Annotated in this window: 17 protein-coding genes and 1 tRNA gene; 4 read left to right on the top strand and 14 right to left on the bottom strand. The window is 67.5% G+C overall.

The window, feature by feature from the left end; genetic code table 11:
• Positions 1 to 8: 8 nt before the first annotated feature.
• A complete protein-coding gene (locus ACIGNX_RS23285) occupies positions 9 to 917 on the bottom strand; it encodes a cation diffusion facilitator family transporter (RefSeq protein ID WP_396542787.1) in 909 nt (302 codons plus the stop codon).
• Between the two features lie 252 nt (positions 918 to 1,169).
• Here ACIGNX_RS23285 and ACIGNX_RS23280 point away from each other — a divergent pair.
• Positions 1,170 to 1,244, top strand: a tRNA-Arg gene (locus ACIGNX_RS23280).
• Positions 1,245 to 1,366: 122 nt separating this feature from the next.
• Here the strand turns inward: ACIGNX_RS23280 and ACIGNX_RS23275 are convergent.
• The 12 genes from ACIGNX_RS23275 to ACIGNX_RS23220 form a co-directional block, all read right to left on the bottom strand.
• The gene (locus ACIGNX_RS23275) at positions 1,367 to 2,740 is read right to left on the bottom strand and encodes a tyrosine-type recombinase/integrase (protein ID WP_396542786.1); all 1,374 of its coding nucleotides are present in this window, start codon (positions 2,738 to 2,740) and stop codon (positions 1,367 to 1,369) included.
• On the bottom strand, positions 2,740 to 2,928 hold the full coding sequence (locus ACIGNX_RS23270; RefSeq protein ID WP_396542785.1) for a helix-turn-helix transcriptional regulator: 189 nt from the start codon (positions 2,926 to 2,928) through the stop codon (positions 2,740 to 2,742). The genes ACIGNX_RS23275 and ACIGNX_RS23270 overlap by 1 nt, the downstream gene beginning before the upstream one ends.
• Before the next feature lie 145 nt (positions 2,929 to 3,073).
• Complete coding sequence (locus ACIGNX_RS23265) at positions 3,074 to 4,033, bottom strand: AAA family ATPase (protein ID WP_396542784.1); 960 nt, start codon at positions 4,031 to 4,033, stop codon at positions 3,074 to 3,076.
• Positions 4,034 to 4,068: 35 nt separating this feature from the next.
• On the bottom strand, positions 4,069 to 4,953 hold the full coding sequence (locus ACIGNX_RS23260; RefSeq protein WP_396542783.1) for a bifunctional DNA primase/polymerase: 885 nt from the start codon (positions 4,951 to 4,953) through the stop codon (positions 4,069 to 4,071).
• 27 nt (positions 4,954 to 4,980) lie between these two features.
• On the bottom strand, positions 4,981 to 5,157 hold the full coding sequence (locus ACIGNX_RS23255; protein ID WP_396542782.1) for a hypothetical protein: 177 nt from the start codon (positions 5,155 to 5,157) through the stop codon (positions 4,981 to 4,983).
• Positions 5,158 to 5,478: 321 nt separating this feature from the next.
• Entirely contained in the window at positions 5,479 to 7,707 is a 2,229-nt protein-coding gene (locus tag ACIGNX_RS23250) for an FtsK/SpoIIIE domain-containing protein (protein ID WP_396542781.1), read from the bottom strand.
• Positions 7,704 to 8,894 (bottom strand): hypothetical protein, encoded by a 1,191-nt coding sequence (locus ACIGNX_RS23245; RefSeq protein WP_396542780.1) that lies wholly within the window; start codon positions 8,892 to 8,894, stop codon positions 7,704 to 7,706. The genes ACIGNX_RS23250 and ACIGNX_RS23245 overlap by 4 nt, the downstream gene beginning before the upstream one ends.
• Positions 8,891 to 9,157, bottom strand: coding sequence for a hypothetical protein (locus tag ACIGNX_RS23240; protein WP_396542779.1), 267 nt, complete (start codon positions 9,155 to 9,157; stop codon positions 8,891 to 8,893). Before ACIGNX_RS23240 ends, ACIGNX_RS23245 begins: the two co-directional genes overlap by 4 nt.
• Positions 9,154 to 9,570, bottom strand: coding sequence for an ATPase (locus ACIGNX_RS23235; protein ID WP_396542778.1), 417 nt, complete (start codon positions 9,568 to 9,570; stop codon positions 9,154 to 9,156). The genes ACIGNX_RS23240 and ACIGNX_RS23235 overlap by 4 nt, the downstream gene beginning before the upstream one ends.
• Positions 9,567 to 9,761 carry a hypothetical protein gene (locus ACIGNX_RS23230; RefSeq protein WP_396542777.1) on the bottom strand — a complete coding sequence of 65 codons (195 nt, stop codon included), beginning with the start codon at positions 9,759 to 9,761 and terminating at the stop codon, positions 9,567 to 9,569. The genes ACIGNX_RS23235 and ACIGNX_RS23230 overlap by 4 nt, the downstream gene beginning before the upstream one ends.
• A gap of 96 nt (positions 9,762 to 9,857) precedes the next feature.
• Positions 9,858 to 10,169: a hypothetical protein gene (locus ACIGNX_RS23225; protein WP_396542776.1), complete on the bottom strand. Its 312-nt coding sequence runs from the start codon at positions 10,167 to 10,169 to the stop codon at positions 9,858 to 9,860.
• On the bottom strand, positions 10,169 to 10,534 hold the full coding sequence (locus tag ACIGNX_RS23220; RefSeq protein ID WP_396542775.1) for a hypothetical protein: 366 nt from the start codon (positions 10,532 to 10,534) through the stop codon (positions 10,169 to 10,171). Before ACIGNX_RS23220 ends, ACIGNX_RS23225 begins: the two co-directional genes overlap by 1 nt.
• A 132-nt stretch (positions 10,535 to 10,666) precedes the next feature.
• On the opposite strand from ACIGNX_RS23220, the gene ACIGNX_RS23215 reads away from it, so the two are divergent.
• The 3 genes from ACIGNX_RS23215 to ACIGNX_RS23205 all read left to right on the top strand — a co-directional run bounded on the left by ACIGNX_RS23215 (position 10,667) and on the right by ACIGNX_RS23205 (position 13,455).
• A complete protein-coding gene (locus ACIGNX_RS23215) occupies positions 10,667 to 11,539 on the top strand; it encodes a GntR family transcriptional regulator (RefSeq protein ID WP_396542774.1) in 873 nt (290 codons plus the stop codon).
• Complete coding sequence (locus ACIGNX_RS23210; protein WP_396542773.1) at positions 11,532 to 12,197, top strand: HAD family hydrolase; 666 nt, start codon at positions 11,532 to 11,534, stop codon at positions 12,195 to 12,197. Before ACIGNX_RS23215 ends, ACIGNX_RS23210 begins: the two co-directional genes overlap by 8 nt.
• Before the next feature lie 181 nt (positions 12,198 to 12,378).
• Complete coding sequence (locus ACIGNX_RS23205) at positions 12,379 to 13,455, top strand: YaaC family protein (RefSeq protein WP_396542772.1); 1,077 nt, start codon at positions 12,379 to 12,381, stop codon at positions 13,453 to 13,455.
• A 512-nt stretch (positions 13,456 to 13,967) separates the two neighbouring features.
• Here ACIGNX_RS23205 and ACIGNX_RS23200 read toward each other — a convergent pair.
• Positions 13,968 to 14,318, bottom strand: coding sequence for a hypothetical protein (locus ACIGNX_RS23200; protein WP_396542771.1), 351 nt, complete (start codon positions 14,316 to 14,318; stop codon positions 13,968 to 13,970).
• Between the last annotated feature and the right edge of the window lie 127 nt (positions 14,319 to 14,445).

Genomic DNA, 14,445 nt, shown 5'->3' with positions numbered 1-14,445 from the left:
GAGGTGGGTCACCAGGAGATCTCGCGGCACCTCTGCGCGGAGTCTCCTGGTTCGACCTGCAGCGTGGCGTGCTCGATGTGGTAGCGCTCGGCCAGCAGCGCCTGGGCCGCCCGCAGCACCTCGGCCGGGTCCACCCGGTCGCGCGTGGTGAGGTGGGCGGAGGCGACCTCCATGCCCGAGGTCAGGGTCCAGATGTGCAGGTCGTGCGCCTCGGCCACGCCGGGCAGCCGGCCCAGCGCGGCCTGCACCTCGGCGATGTCCAGGCGTTCGGGGGCGTGCTGGAAGAGGATCCGCAGCGCGCTCGCGGCCAGCTTGTAGGTGCGCGGGAGGACGAAGAGGCCGATCGCGACACCCATCACGGGGTCGGCGTAGCGCCAGCCGAAGAGCAGCGTGACGGCGCCGCTGACGAGCACGCCGACCGACCCGATGAGGTCGGCGAGGACCTCCAGGTACGCGCCGCGGACGTTGAGGCTGTCCTTCGCGCCCTCCCGCAGCAGGGAGAACGAGACGACGTTGGCCACCAACCCCGCGGCCGCGGCCAGGACGACCGGGAGCCCGGGCACCTCGGGCGGGTTCCCGAACCGCCCGACGGCCTCGTACACGACGTAACCGGCCACGCCGAACAGCAGGACGGCGTTGGCGAGCGCCGCCAACACCTCCGCGCGGTACAGCCCGAACGTCCGGCTGCCGCCCGTGCGCGCGCGGCGGGCCAGCACGATCGCCGTGAGCGCCATGCCGATGCCCAGGACGTCGGTGAGCATGTGGGCGGCGTCGGAGATCAGGGCGAGCGAGCCGGTCGTGACGCCGACGACGAACTCCAGGGCCATGAAGGCCGCACCGATGCCGAAGGCGGCCCAAAGCCGGCCGAGGTGCTTCGCGCTCCCCGACGGCACCCCGTGGCCGTGTCCGTGACCCATGAGCGGGAACGTATAGTCACATGCGCATGAGTGCAACTCGTGGTGGCCCACCCCACCCCCACTGTGACAGGTACCACCGGAACGCGGTGCGCACCACCGTCACCCCCGAACCCGATCAAGTGAACCGGTGACTCGGCCGCCCACCCACCCGAAACCGCAGGTCAAGCCGCTTCGCCTCACCGTTGATCGCCGAAGTGGGTAGGGGGTGAAACCGATCCCCGCACGTGCGCTAAGCTTCCTCCCGTAGCTGCGGCCCCCGTAGCTCAGGGGATAGAGCACCGCCCTCCGGAGGCGGGTGCGCAGGTTCGAATCCTGCCGGGGGCACCACCACGAAAAGGCCCTTGACCAGCGGATACGCCGGTCAAGGGCCTTCGTCGTCTGTCCGGCCGTGTCCGGCTGGGACCGGCCGTCTACGGGTGTCTCGGTCAAATACGGGTCAAAGTTTTGGGCTACCTCTGACGGTGTCCCAAGGCAGCCTCTACGCGCTGCCGGACCGTCACCGCTTCCCCGTCCAAGCACTTGGCGTAGATCTTGAGCAGCACCTCCACCGAGTGCCCCGCCCACTCGGCGACGGTCACCGCGGGCACTCCCCCGTTGAGCCACGTCGACACGGCCGCGTGCCGCAGGTCGTAGGGCGTACCCGCCAGGGGCGTGGCGGCCACCTCTGGGGTGAAGACCTCGGCGCGGGTGCGCTGCCAGGCCCGGACGATGGTCAGCTTCGGCAGCTCCTGGCCGTTGCGCTCGCCGGTGAACAACCGTCCGTCCGCCGCCGTGCCGAACTGCCGGATGTGGGAGTGCAGCAGCGCAGTCAACTCCGGCGGGCACGGCACCGTGCGCGTCTCCCCTCGCGCCCGCTGCTTGAGCTGCCTCCGGTCCCGGTTCGCGCCGCTGTCGGTCCACTCCTTGCCCGCATGCGGCTCGGCCGTGTCGATGGTCAGTTCTCCCCACCCCTCAGCCGGTAGGGACAGGTTGTGCTTGGCCAGCGCCACGGCTTCCTCCGGCCGCATGGCGGCGAAGTACAGGCACCCGAAGAACGCCACCAAGCGCGGCCCGCTGCGCTGCTGCGTACCGACAGCGGCCAGCAGGGTTCGGGCCTGCACCGGATTGGCCACCGACCGCCGGTCCACCGCGTGCACCGTCTTGGGCGCCGTCCACTTCAACGCGGGCACCGGGTTCTTCGGCAGGAGCTTCCGCTCCACGGCGTACTCCATCGCGGTGGACAGGATCTTCCGGCGGCGGTTGACCACGCTGGGCGCGTAGGGCTGCCCGTCCAGGCGGACCGTGAGCCCGTCGAGTACGGGCCGCAGGACTTCGGGCTTGGCCAGTGCCGATATCGGCTGCGTGTGCCGCTCGATCCACCGCAGCGCCGCCGCGACTTCCTCCGGCTGGTTCGGGTCGTTGCGACGGTTGGTGTTGAACGCCCACCGGCACAGCGCCGACCGGATCAGCTTGTCGTCCGGCTTGCCCCGTTCGGTGGTCAGCAGAGCGGCTGAAACAGCCGTAAGCGCCTCAGCGTTCGTACGGCGGGTGGTGGCTGCCGCACGTGGCCACTTCATGTCCACGAACGCACACGCGAACTCGTACCAGGACATGCCCCGCTGTTCGCGCCGCATCGAGACCGGCAAGCCGCTGTCCACGTCGAATGCCTCACCACGTCGAGCCGCGGTGACCAACTCGGCCCGGAAGCTCTCGGCGAGGGCCTTCACTCGGAACCCCTCGCGCAGACGCTTCTGCGCCACCGTCCACCGCACGTAGTAGGTGGTCGTGCGCTTGCCCTTGTAAACACCGGTCTGGTGAATCCGCACGTCATAGGTGGTGCTCATCAGGCCGCGACCTCCAAGGCGTCGTACCAGGTCTCGATGTCGGCGCGGTCGATGCGCAGTTCGCCGTTCGGCAGCTTTCGGCAGCGCGGAGCGCGGCCCTTGGCCTTCCACTCGTAGAAGGTGGATCGGGAGATGCCCATCTCCTCGCAGAACTGGGCGACGGTGAGCCGTTCACGTGGTGCCCGCATCGGCGATGGCCCTTTCGTGCGTGGTGCGGGACAGGCGGGACAGGGCGCGCGACACCTGTCCCACCTGCTTTGTGCTGGTCAGGTGGGGTGGCGAGACAGGTGGGACAGGTGGGACAGCTTCCGGCCAACGGGCTGTCCCACCCGGTTACAGCAGGGGCGCGAAGTAGCGGCTGGTGGCGTCCTTGGTGAGCTGCCCGGCGTCATGCATCCGGGCGCACGTCTTCCGCACGTTCCCGGCGTCCAGGCCGGTCCCGGTGGCGATCTGCGCGGGCGTGCTGCCGCTGTTCTCGCGCAGGTAGCGCAGGATCGCGACGCGGGTATCCCCGGCGGTGTGGTCGATGGCGGGGCCGTCGAGCATAATCCACGAGCCGTTGTCGGGGTTGAAGCTGAGCGCGTGGTCGGCTTCCTCCACGTCGCGGCCGGTGATGTGCAGAACGCCATCGGCGTTGTTGCGCCCACGTTCGAGCACGAGCACGGCGTCTGCCGCACCGGCGATGCCGTTGGTTCCGGAGACGGTGGCCAGGAAGTCTTCGTGCGTGGCTTTGCGGACGTGGTGGACGAGCACGACCGACACCCCGAAGTGGTCGGCGATGCGCTTCGCGCGACCGACGGCCAGGTAGTCCGCGTCGTACTGCTGGACGTTGCCGGGTTCGGTGCCGCGGACCTTGGCGAAGACGTCGATGACCACCAGGCGCGCGGCCGGGTTCCCGCGCAGCCATCCGGCGATGGCTGTGTCACCGCCTTGCGGCAGCGGCGGGCAGTGGGTGGCCAGGGTGAGCAGGTGCGGTGCGGGTTGGTCACCGAGCATCTTGCCCATGCGGGTCTTGAGCCGCCGTGCGGTGTCCTCCAACGCGAGGTACAGCACCGGGGCGGCAGGGCCGGTGTCGATCGTGCCGAACGCGGGCTGCCCGGCCGCGATGGACAGGCCCAACCCGAGCGACATCCACGACTTGCCGACCTTGGGCGGTCCGGCCAGCAACGTCACGCCCTCACAGAGCACACCGGGCACGGCCCACTTCGGGTCCGGGAAGTCGGCGGCCATGAGCTTGTCGGCGGTCCAGGCGTCGGCGAACGGGTCGGGTTCGACCGGCGGTGCAGTGGTCATGGCGGTGGTCGCTCCCTCGTGGTCGGGCATGTGGTTCACGCGGCCAGTCGGCGTGGTCGACGGGCACCGTCACGGAGACCGCTGGTGATGGTCTGCTCGGCGGTGTGGTGGGTGTAGGCGTTGACGGCGATGTGGCCAGCGGCGGCGTGCATAAGCACATCTCGGACTTCGGCGTCGGTGAGTGCTCCCCCGGCGACGAGCTGTCCGAGGGCTTGAGCGGCGCAGTAGAGGGCGAAGTTGCGTTGTCCCGACGTCGCCCCCTCCACACGGGCAACTTCGGCGTCGATGGCGGCTCGCAGGTACCGGCCGCGCCGGTCGGCGGCCGGCACTCGCAACCGGATCGGCTCGGCCGGTGGCGGCGGCAGCGGCGCGGGCCGCAGCAGTTCGCCGAGCCACGTCGGCAAGGGCGCCGGTGGTGCGTCGTGCACCAGTTGGTAGCCGCGGCCGTCCACGGTCGAGCCGGGCGCGACGACGTAGCCGCCGTGGGCGCGACTGTCGATGAGTCGCCCGGCTTTTCCGGCGGTGTTGCGGTACTCCACCCCGGCGGGGGCGGTGAAGTACAGGTGCCGGCCACCCGAAGCGGTGGACACCGCGCGGGTGTCGTCGGGCAGCTCCTGGTCGGTGTCGTCGGCCAGGAGCGCCAACACCTCCAGGCCGTGCCGGAAGCCGTCCGGGTCGGGCTTGTCGGGCTTGGCCACGTCCAGGTCCACCACGACCAGTCCGGCCGGGCCGGTGGCAAGGCCGATGTTGTAGGTGGGGCCGTGGTTCCAGCAGCGGCGGATGCGGTCGGGGTCGGTGGTGGCGCGCTGCTCCCAGTCGCGCACGGCGGGCCGCTTGCCGCCGGGCACGAGAGGGAAGACCGGCCAGCCACGGGCGGCGGTGTCCAGCGCGGCCGACAACAACGGGTTGCGAGGTGACACGTTCGTCTCCTTCGGACGGTCGTTCGGTCAGCGGCGCTTGTCGTGGGTCCATCCGGCGTGGCGCATGCACGTGGGGCACATGGGCGCGTTGCGGGGTGCGCCGGTGCCGACGTGCGTGCCGCACAGGGCGCGGGGGTTGTCGCTGAGTCCGAGTTGGTGGGCAAGGGTGCGCAGATCGCCGACGATGTGCATGACCGTGCTCATGACGACACCTTTCGGTCACTTTCAGTAACGAGATGTGGGCGTGTGGGATCGGCACGTGGACCGGTGGACAGGCCGCGCGCTGTCGTGCCGAGGGGATGAGGGGACGGACCACGCGGGGGAACCATGAGTGCGGTTCCGGGGCGTTCCCACTGGTCCGCGCGTCGTTTAGACGATCTTCCCCTTGCTGGGTCTTGGCTGTTGAGGCCAGGGGAAGCGGTCAGGGGACGGAGTTGGGGATACTTCCCCCGGTTCGACGTGCTTCCCCTGCCGCTTCCCCTGGCTCACCACGGGGGTTCGGCCGTCGTCGCCGAGGACTTCGCGCTACTCGGCGGTGTCGTCGTCCGCCGCGTCGTTGTCACGGCGAGTGATGGCGTCGGTGATGTCGTCGGCACGGACGACGCTGTCGCCCTGGTACTTGCGCGGGGGCACGTCGTGGCGGTCCAGCACGGCGCGCAGGTCCTTGAACGACCAGTCGCCGTAGTGGTCGGGGTCGTGCTCGATGAGCCGCGACAGCACCACCGCCGAGCGGAGCCGCGGTTCGCTGCCCAGTACGCGGGCGATGTCGGCCAGCGTGTCCACCGTCGGGGCGTCGTCCTCGGCCGGGGCGGAAACGTGACCGGCGCGCAGGGCGGCGGCGCGTTCCATCACCGCGGTGACCTCGTCGGTGGTCAGGTAGTGGCTGCGCAGCAGGCCGGGCTTGGCCATGATGCCGCGCACCATCGCGGTGCCGATGTCGCCGGGGCCTTCGGTTGTCTTGGGCTCCAACGACACGGCGGAGATGCCCTGCTTGTAGCTGCCGGTGCCGAGCACGGCGTCGTTGGACTGCTGGTCGCCGATAGCGAAGCACGCCTTGCAGGACACCACGGCCATGACCTTGCGGGGCAGCGACGCGGTGGACGGCTCCGGGGTGGCGAAGACGAGCACGATGCCGTACTTGCGGGCGGCACTGATCAGCTTCACGGTCACGTCGGCTGCCTCCTCCCCGTACTCGTTGTCCATGAACAGCGCCTGGCACTCGTCGATCACCACGACGCGCGGACGCAGTCGGGCGTCCTTCTCCGCGAGCTTGCGCGTCACCGCCCGCGCCCCGTGCTGCTGCAACGCCTTGCCCCTGGTCTCCAGGTCCCGGTACAGCTCGCGCAGGGTGTCCATGCACGCGGTGACGGTCTCGCGGTCCGCGCCGGTGCGCAGGGTCCGCAAGCGGTTGCGCATGGGGTCGTAGTCGGCGTTGGTGGCCAGCACAAACACGTCGGCGTCCACCAGCGGGTCCAGCAGCGCGCCAGTGAGCATGGTGATGATCAGCGTGGACTTGCCGCTGCCCATCATCCCGGCGATGGCGTAGTTCTTCTCCGAGAGCTGCCCGGTGACGCGCTCCCCTCGGATGTTGACCCCGAGCGGCACCCCGGCGAAGAAGTCCACGGTGCCGGACTCCAGCAGCGGCCAGGGCTCCACCGGCCCGGACAGCGCGCCCTGGTCGGCCACCCACAGGTCCAGCACGCCCGGCCGCTCCTTCGGTTCGGACGGCCACACCTCCACCGGCAGGCGCACCAGGTTGTGGGCGAAGACGGTCTTGCGCTTGACGATCTCCTCCACCGGCACGCCCTTGGGCATGACCAACTGCATCCGCCAACCCTTACCGTCCCGGTGCGGCGGCTGCACCCACGTCGGGGTGATGTTGCGCCCCCACCCCTCCTTGAACGCCTGCTTGAGCGCAGGCAGACCGGACAGGTGCCGCAGCGCGGAGAGCACCGCGGACTCGTCGGGGATGATGTCGCGCCCGTCCGCCGGACGCGCCTCGTCAGCCGCAGCCCACACCGGCAGCGTGCCGCGCGAACGGCCCACCGGGATGGTGCGCGCCGCCCACACCGCCGCGCCGGAAGCGGCCCACGCCCACCAGTACGACCCCACCGGGGACACCTCAACCACGGTGGCCCAGAAACCGACGATCTCGTGCCACCGGTCGGTCAGCGAACCCGCGCCGACGACGGCCTGAGCGGCGGCGTAGCCCAACAGCAGCACGTGCCCCGACGCCAGCAGCACCACCGCGCCACCGGACCAGCGCAGCACCTCCAACCGGCGCTCACGGCCACGCTGCGCCTGCCCGGAGCGGCGCTGCTCCAACGCCTGCTCCAGCTCCCGCAGCACGCGGAAGTCGTCGGCGTTCTTGGCGTTCACGCGCAGGGTGGTGATGGCCTGCTCAAGGTCGGTGTGGTGGCGGCGGGCGCGACGCTCGGCGCGCAGGGCGCGGGAGCCGGCCACGGCGTAGCCGACGTTGCGCACCACCGCCCGACCGGTGCGGCGGGTGATCTCGTGGGTGGCGCCGGTCTTGACGACTCGCACCACCGCACCGGCCGCCGCCCGTGCCCGCTCGGCCGCCATGCGGCGGTCCAGCTCGGCGGACTCCTGCTCGGTCAGCACCTCACCGACCACGGTCGCGTCCGGCTCCAGCTCGGTCCCCGGCGCGGTCGTGGCGTCGGCGCGGCGTACCGGCAGCGGCAGCACCTTGGCGTGCTCCTGGCCGTCGTTGTCGTGCTCGTGTGCGGTGGTCATGCCGTCACCTCCTGGCGGGTGCCGCCCTCGTCGTCAGGGCCGTCGTTGTGGGTGGGGAACAGGGCGCGGTGCACGGCGGCGGCGTGCTCGGAACGGCAGCGCAGGAACTTGCGCACCTGCGTCTGCGAGGGGTGCTCCGGGAGGGCCTGGCGGTCGATCGCGGCGCGCACGCGGGCGGTGTAGCGCGCGATCTTGTCCGTGTCGGGAGCGGGCACCGTTTCCGCATTTCCCGCCCTGTGTGCCGTCTGCGCGGTGAAGGTTGCGGGTGAGGTCTCCACGGGGTCCGTGGTGATCGAGGCGGCGTCGGTGCGCGGGGCGGGCAGCGCGGCGCGGTAGGCGTCGATCTCGGCCACCAGGTCGGCGGCGGTGTCGTCCCATCCATCGGTGACCGGCAATCCGGCGACCGTGGTGGGCACCAGCCGGACACGGCCGGTCCAACCACGGCGCAGCTCCACCAGGCCGGGCCGGTGCACCAGCGTGGCAGTGCCGTCCGCGGCCAACTCGGCGACGGCGTGGCGCAGGGCGGTGCGGCGCACCATCTCCACCCGGCGAGCGGCCAGGCGGTGCAGCCGGGCGGCGGCGCGCTGCTCACGGGTCGGGCGCGGCTTGGCGGGGGCGGCGGTGACCATCTGGTGCACTACCACGCCACCGACCGCGACCAGCGCCATGACGATGCCGTCCACCACTCCGCCGCCGGAGTGGGTCAGGCCGTGCAGGAACGCCAGCGTCCCCGACACCCCGGCGAACACCCACACCCCGAGCGTGAGCCGCCCGGTCGGGCGACCGGCGCGCAGCGCGGCGGCGCGGGCGAACGCGAACGCCCACATCGCGGCCTCGGAGAACAGCGGCATCGTCCAGCCCGGCGCGCCGTACAGGTCGTGGCCGAACCCGGCGATCGCCGACCAGGCGAGCACCGCCGGCACCAGCACCACCGGCAGGAACAACAGGTCGATGGTGTGCGCGGACACCCACGAGGTCACCGCGGCACGAGCGGCGGCGCGGCGAGCACGGGCGGCGTCGGCGCGCTCCTGGCGCAGCTTCGCGGCGGCGGCCTGGTCGGCGCGCTCCCGCTCGGCGCGAGCCTGCGCGTCGGCGCGACGCTGCTCGAACAGCATGGCCTGGTCGGCCCGGCGCTGCTCGGCCGCAGCCGCCTTGTCGGCACGGCGATTCTCGGCGTACGTGCTCATCGGGACACCTCCTGTCGGCGCAGGTACAGCGGGGAACGGGACGGGCCGCGATCGGTGCGGCGCAGACGGCGCAGCAGCACCGCCAGGACCAGGGCCGGCACTCCGACCACGACCACCACGGCGGTCGGCTCCTCGGCCTGGGTGATGACCAGCCACTGGGCCAGGCCGATCAGCCCGGCGGTGGCCAGCAGCTTCCACAGCACGACCACGGCGACCAGGGCCAGCACGACCAGGAGCAGCAGTAAGGGCGGCGGGATGCTCACCGGCGGTGTCCTTCCCGGTCGTCGCCCTCACGCACCACGCGGGGCAGGTGGACGTGCCGGTGTTCCAGCTCGACCGTCACGCCCTCGGCGTCCAGCAGTCCGGCCAGCACTTCGGCCAGGGCCACCGAGCGGTGTCGCCCGCCAGCACAGCCGAACGCGATGGTCATCGGCTTGCCGGTGACGCGGGCGATGTCGATGGCCTGCGAGACGATGTCCAACAGCGTCGCCGCGCCCGGCGTGGACAGCACCACCTGGCGCACCGCGGCGTCACGGCCGTCCTGGTCGAGCAGACCGGCGCCCTTCATGCGGGCGGGGTCGCGCAGCAGCTGCCGCACGTCGATCACCAGCTCGGCCTCCGGCGGGGCGTCATGCAGGTAGCCGAACGACACGATCCGAATCGGCGGAGTGCTCATCGCGCACCCCCGGCGGGGCGCAGCACGCGACCGGACGCGGTCAGGTCTTCCCAGGTCCGACCACGCTGGGACGACGGGGCCGACCCGTCAGCAGTGGTCACCGGGGTCACCAGGCCGTAGGGGTGGGGCTGGTAGAAGGTGTCACCGGTGCGTTCGTCCACGAGGTCGCGCCGGTGGGCGTTGTTCGACATGCTTGGTTCTCCTCACCCGCCCTCATGGGGGCGGTGTGGATGGGGCCGGACCGGCGGCGGCTTCTTGGCGGGAGTAGGCCGCCGGTCCGGGCGAAGTCAGTACGAGGCGCGCACCGCGCGGTCAGCGTGGTGGCGGTCCGGGTGAAGCAGGCCGGACGCGGTGATGGCCAGGTGCCGCAGGTAGTCCGAGGTGGCGGTCTCGTCGCCGGTCTCCCGGCTCCACGCCAGGTCTGCTGCGGCAAGGGCGGCGGTCAGGTCCTCCGGCGCCGGGAAAGCGGTTCGAACCTCACGGGCGACCAGCTCCCGCACCACGGTGGTCAGCGCGGCGAAGTCCACGCGCAGACGCCCATCACCGACGACCAGGAACCGACCCGCCTGGTGGCCAAGGTCGTTCTGCGTCAACGACATCACGCCACCCGCCCCGCACCCGACGTGACCACGGCGGCCCGGCGGGCGGCGTTGCGACGCGCCTTGCGCCCCTTGACCTTCGAGCGGCCGAACACCGGCGCGGGCAACACGTTCGACACGACCACCGGCCGTGCCGGCTCCTCCAGTTCGGCGGCGGCCTGCTCCACCGTGGCGCCGTACTTCGGAGTGATCCCCTTCAGCGCCCGCTCCACGATGCGCCGGTTACGACGCTCCCGCGCCGACCCGTCCAGCAGGGCCGACGACGGCTCAGCAGCAGCCGCGATCTCCACCGACACCTGCGCGTCCAGCAGCTGCTCCACTGCGGCAGAGGTCAGACCATCCGGGTAGTAGCTCGTGCTGTCCATCTCTAAGCCTCCTCCTGGCTCCCCTGGCTAGTCAGGTGAGCCGATGACGGAAGCTTGGCGGACATGGCTAGTCATGTCAAGCGGAAGCACCCAGAAAGTACGTCTTGGCTAGTCAGGCGGTATGCTGAGGGCATGAGCGAGGGCTTGGAGTACCTGGACGACCTTGATCTGGACGACCCACGTACCGAGTCGCAGCAGATCGCGAACAAGCTGCGGGCCGCAATCCTGACGAAGAAGCTCCAGCCCGGCGACAAGCTGCCCTCACAGCCCGCGTTGGCGAGCCGGTTCGGCGTCGCGCGGGAGACGGTCAAGGCAGCGCTGCGACTGCTGGCGGCCGAACACCTGATCGTGAGCCGTCAGGGCAGCGGCACGTTCGTCCGGGCTCAGACGGAGCGCCCTGTAGGACTCCGCCCGCACGTCGAAGCAGCGTTCGAGCGAACGCACGTCTCGATCGACTTTGCAGGCTTCGGCAGCGAAACCCTTCGCAACACCTTGTCGGAAGTCCTCGACAAGGTACGCGCCGGACGACTCACGCCCGAAAGCGTCGTCATCCGCATCATGGTGTCCGACATGTCTGTACCGATGGCACTCCCGTGCAGGGCGGATACCGCAGCCGATGACCCAGCAGTGCGGATGCGGCAGAAGCGCATCAGCGAACGGTCAATTGACGCGATCGTTGACGACGTACAGGAACTCACCGACCTAGGACTGATCAAGTCCGGTAGCGTCCAGGTTCGGGTTCACGGCATCCCGCCAGTCCTCAAGCTCTACATCCTCAACAACGAGGATGCGTTTTTCGGCTTCTACCCTGTCGTAGAGCACGACGTGACGATTAAGGGTGAGTCGATCCCCATCTATGATCCCATGGGCAAGGATGCCACTCTCTTCCAGTACTCCGTCAGCGAGAGCGACGACACCTCGACTGCGGCCGAGTACGTTCGTCAGGCACGCGCATGGTTCGACTCGATCTGGACCACGATCGCCCGGGAGTACACCCATGACTGAGCCACATAGCACGGTGCTCGATCAGGCGAAGGCCGTCTTCTTTGACTTCGACGGACCGATTTGCAGTGTTTTCGCAGGCTACCCGGCTGATCAGATTGCGTTCGACCTGATCGACCTTCTACAGCGGCAAAGTGCAATCTTTACACCCCCCATAGGTGACAAGACGGACCCAATGGACGTCCTTCGCTGGACCGGCATTCACAAGCGCGACAGCCTAGTCGCCGTCGAAGAATATCTTGTAGCAGCAGAGGGTAAGGCAGTCGAATCGGCAGAACCGACCCCATTCGCCATTCAGGCCATGCGTCGAATCATTGATAGCGGCCGGCCTGTAGCAGTGGTAAGCAATAATTCAGCGCTAGCCATCCGCAAGTACCTGGTCACACATGGCATAGATAGTATCATCTCTTTCATATCCGGCCGCGTACACGCCCAGCCCGCCTTGATGAAACCGAACCCGTTCTCATTGACCCTTGCTGCAAATCGGCTCGGCATAAGTAGTACAGATGCAGTCCTCATCGGCGACACCGTCACAGACATCGAGGCAAGTCATGCAGCAGGGGTAAAGTCGATTGGCTACGCAAATAAACCCGGCAAGCGTGAGTCCCTGTCGCGAGCTGGAGCAGACGCAGTAATCGACAGTATGGCCGTTCTGCTTTGACCGACCACAGCGTCGCTCTCCCAAATGTGCCCTGTCCCGGGCCTTCCCACGAGGCGCATAACTATCGCCATACTCATTCGAGCTGCAGAGTCAGGGTTGGAACAGTAGAATACCGAACACCCTTAGTGAAGTAGACGGAGACTCCACACACCGTATCAACTGAGCCGAACCTGGATGATCAGTGAGTCGATATTTCACAACGTCGAAAGAGTACTGGCAGTACCTAAGGAGATTGAGATCCGCTCCACCACCATCCGCTAATGCGAACCAAGCTAGAAGGGGCACATTTAGCGCCGCCTTGGAGCAGTCTGAACAGCTGTTTAGTGCCGCTTCATCCGTTGGAGCTGAAGCTACACCAATATTGCTCTACTACGGCACTTATCAGGCTGGTCGCGCCATCGCCGCAGCCAATCCTGACACAAGAATGCCTTGGCAACTACAGGGACATGGGCTGAAGGCACCCAATTTGAGCGATCGGGATCGCGTAGCCCCCACTCAACGACAGAACCTCATGAATATGACCGTACGCAGCACCGGCAGAACCCCGGAGGCATATCCCACAATATCGAGCATCCTCAACAGCGCACCACTGACCGAAGCAGTCGAACTAGGCGACCTTGTATCGTTGCTCGATGAGACCGGAACCCGAACGGCAACGGGCGGAAGTTCACTCTTTCCATCTCTCAGCAACAAACCAAGACCACTTGCCGTAGACATTGAAGTGCTAGCCACGCGAAATGGCGTCGATATAGTTACCCTTAAAGGGGCTCCGCCAGACTTGCTCAGCGCAGAAGAGCCCGATACATCCGTCGAAGAGTTTATCAGAAAATTTTTCCCTCAGTTTGATCAGCAATGGGAGATCGATGCACGTGCCGGGAAAAAGAGCCCCCGTTACAAGAACTCGATTCACCTATCGCGACGCGGCGAAATAGACACTACTCGAGAACCTTTTGACGAACGCGACGACGATCGACTTGCGCTTGAGCGAGCACTGAATATTCGGAGACCATACTATGGGTTCAGCGACGTCATTGACCCGACACTGCCCAGCCAAAAGACCGGTATCCATCGCCTATGCCTGTGGTGGGCGGTGCTTTACCATCTATCTATGGTCGCCCGATATACGCCAAACGCGTGGACTGCGGACCTTGATGTCGACAATAGCAGTCTTGCCGTGGGCCTTGAACAGCTTCTCGAACTCGCTTTTGAAGAAGTTCCCCAGATTGTAGGTGAAGTCATCTCAGATTTTCACGCCTAGAGTGTCAACCGCAGACTGAACGGTCAATGTCGTCTGCGCTTCCCTTGACGCTATGGACGAGCACCCAGAGAGGACTCCAGCAGATGTCTGTGCCGAGTGCGTAACAAGTGGCTGTACCGAAGACTATGCTGTCCACCCTCCCACCTGTCTCGCCATAGCCGCTGACCAGCGCCGGTTAGGGGGACAGCCTGCGGGACCGCTGTCCCACCTGTCTCACCTGTCCCAACATAGGGGTTAACCAGCAGTTTTACGATGGGACAGGTCATGAGACACCTGTCCCACCTGTCTCACCCACCGCGCGGTGCCATCGTCCGGAGCGGGTGCTGTCATCGGGAGCAGCTGGAGATCTGTCGTCTGAGCTAGGTAGTTGGGTCTGCGGTCAAGATAGAACCGGCGATCACAAGGACGTGAGAGGGCGTTAGCCGAATCCCACAAGCACCTCGACTGTGGGGTCGGCACAACGCTGATGCTTGACTGCTCAGGGGGTGGGGACGACTGAGACGTTGGAGCCCTCAGGTTGATGATGTTATCGGCGTCGTGCTCTCCGGACGAGTCTGGATCGTCCGCGGCTCTCCCTTGACGCAGCTATCAATAAAGTAGTCCAGCGATAACTGTTCCCACTCTTTCGTGGTGTAACCCCCCTCATTAGGCGCACCATCGGGCACGAAGACCTTGTAATGCTGTTCACAAACCTCCCGGCTGGTCTCCTTGTTCTCGTTGACCAACACGAAGTGTGCATCAGCCCCCTTATTCGCGACGTCACGAAGGTGTTCGTACTTCTGCTCTGTCGACAATTTCGAACAGCCTGTGGCTAGCAAGAACGTAGTTGCCACAACAGTTGGAATAACCGAGAGCATGCGCATAAGTGTGAAGAGTAGCCGAGACGTCAGCTGTTCCATACCGCTGCGATGCGGCCTGCTAGTTATGTAGCTCACGTCGAATCGGCCGGAAGGGGCATATGACCCGCTAGCGGCCGGGAAGGGCTATATA

It is taken from the genome of Actinosynnema sp. NPDC053489 (assembly GCF_044544865.1).
Lineage (GTDB): Bacteria > Actinomycetota > Actinomycetes > Mycobacteriales > Pseudonocardiaceae > Actinosynnema.
Note: the sequence above shows the minus strand (reverse complement) of the source record. Positions and strands in the feature narration are given on the sequence as shown.

Coding starts and splice junctions, on each gene's coding strand:
- ACIGNX_RS23285 (WP_396542787.1), bottom strand. CDS start 917: ATGGGTCACGGACACGGCCACGGGGTGCCGTCGGGGAGCGCGAAGCAC.
- ACIGNX_RS23275 (WP_396542786.1), bottom strand. CDS start 2,740: ATGAGCACCACCTATGACGTGCGGATTCACCAGACCGGTGTTTACAAG.
- ACIGNX_RS23270 (WP_396542785.1), bottom strand. CDS start 2,928: ATGCGGGCACCACGTGAACGGCTCACCGTCGCCCAGTTCTGCGAGGAG.
- ACIGNX_RS23265 (WP_396542784.1), bottom strand. CDS start 4,033: ATGACCACTGCACCGCCGGTCGAACCCGACCCGTTCGCCGACGCCTGG.
- ACIGNX_RS23255 (WP_396542782.1), bottom strand. CDS start 5,157: ATGAGCACGGTCATGCACATCGTCGGCGATCTGCGCACCCTTGCCCAC.
- ACIGNX_RS23250 (WP_396542781.1), bottom strand. CDS start 7,707: ATGACCACCGCACACGAGCACGACAACGACGGCCAGGAGCACGCCAAG.
- ACIGNX_RS23245 (WP_396542780.1), bottom strand. CDS start 8,894: ATGAGCACGTACGCCGAGAATCGCCGTGCCGACAAGGCGGCTGCGGCC.
- ACIGNX_RS23235 (WP_396542778.1), bottom strand. CDS start 9,570: ATGAGCACTCCGCCGATTCGGATCGTGTCGTTCGGCTACCTGCATGAC.
- ACIGNX_RS23230 (WP_396542777.1), bottom strand. CDS start 9,761: ATGTCGAACAACGCCCACCGGCGCGACCTCGTGGACGAACGCACCGGT.
- ACIGNX_RS23225 (WP_396542776.1), bottom strand. CDS start 10,169: ATGTCGTTGACGCAGAACGACCTTGGCCACCAGGCGGGTCGGTTCCTG.
- ACIGNX_RS23220 (WP_396542775.1), bottom strand. CDS start 10,534: ATGGACAGCACGAGCTACTACCCGGATGGTCTGACCTCTGCCGCAGTG.
- ACIGNX_RS23215 (WP_396542774.1), top strand. CDS start 10,667: ATGAGCGAGGGCTTGGAGTACCTGGACGACCTTGATCTGGACGACCCA.
- ACIGNX_RS23210 (WP_396542773.1), top strand. CDS start 11,532: ATGACTGAGCCACATAGCACGGTGCTCGATCAGGCGAAGGCCGTCTTC.
- ACIGNX_RS23200 (WP_396542771.1), bottom strand. CDS start 14,318: ATGCGCATGCTCTCGGTTATTCCAACTGTTGTGGCAACTACGTTCTTG.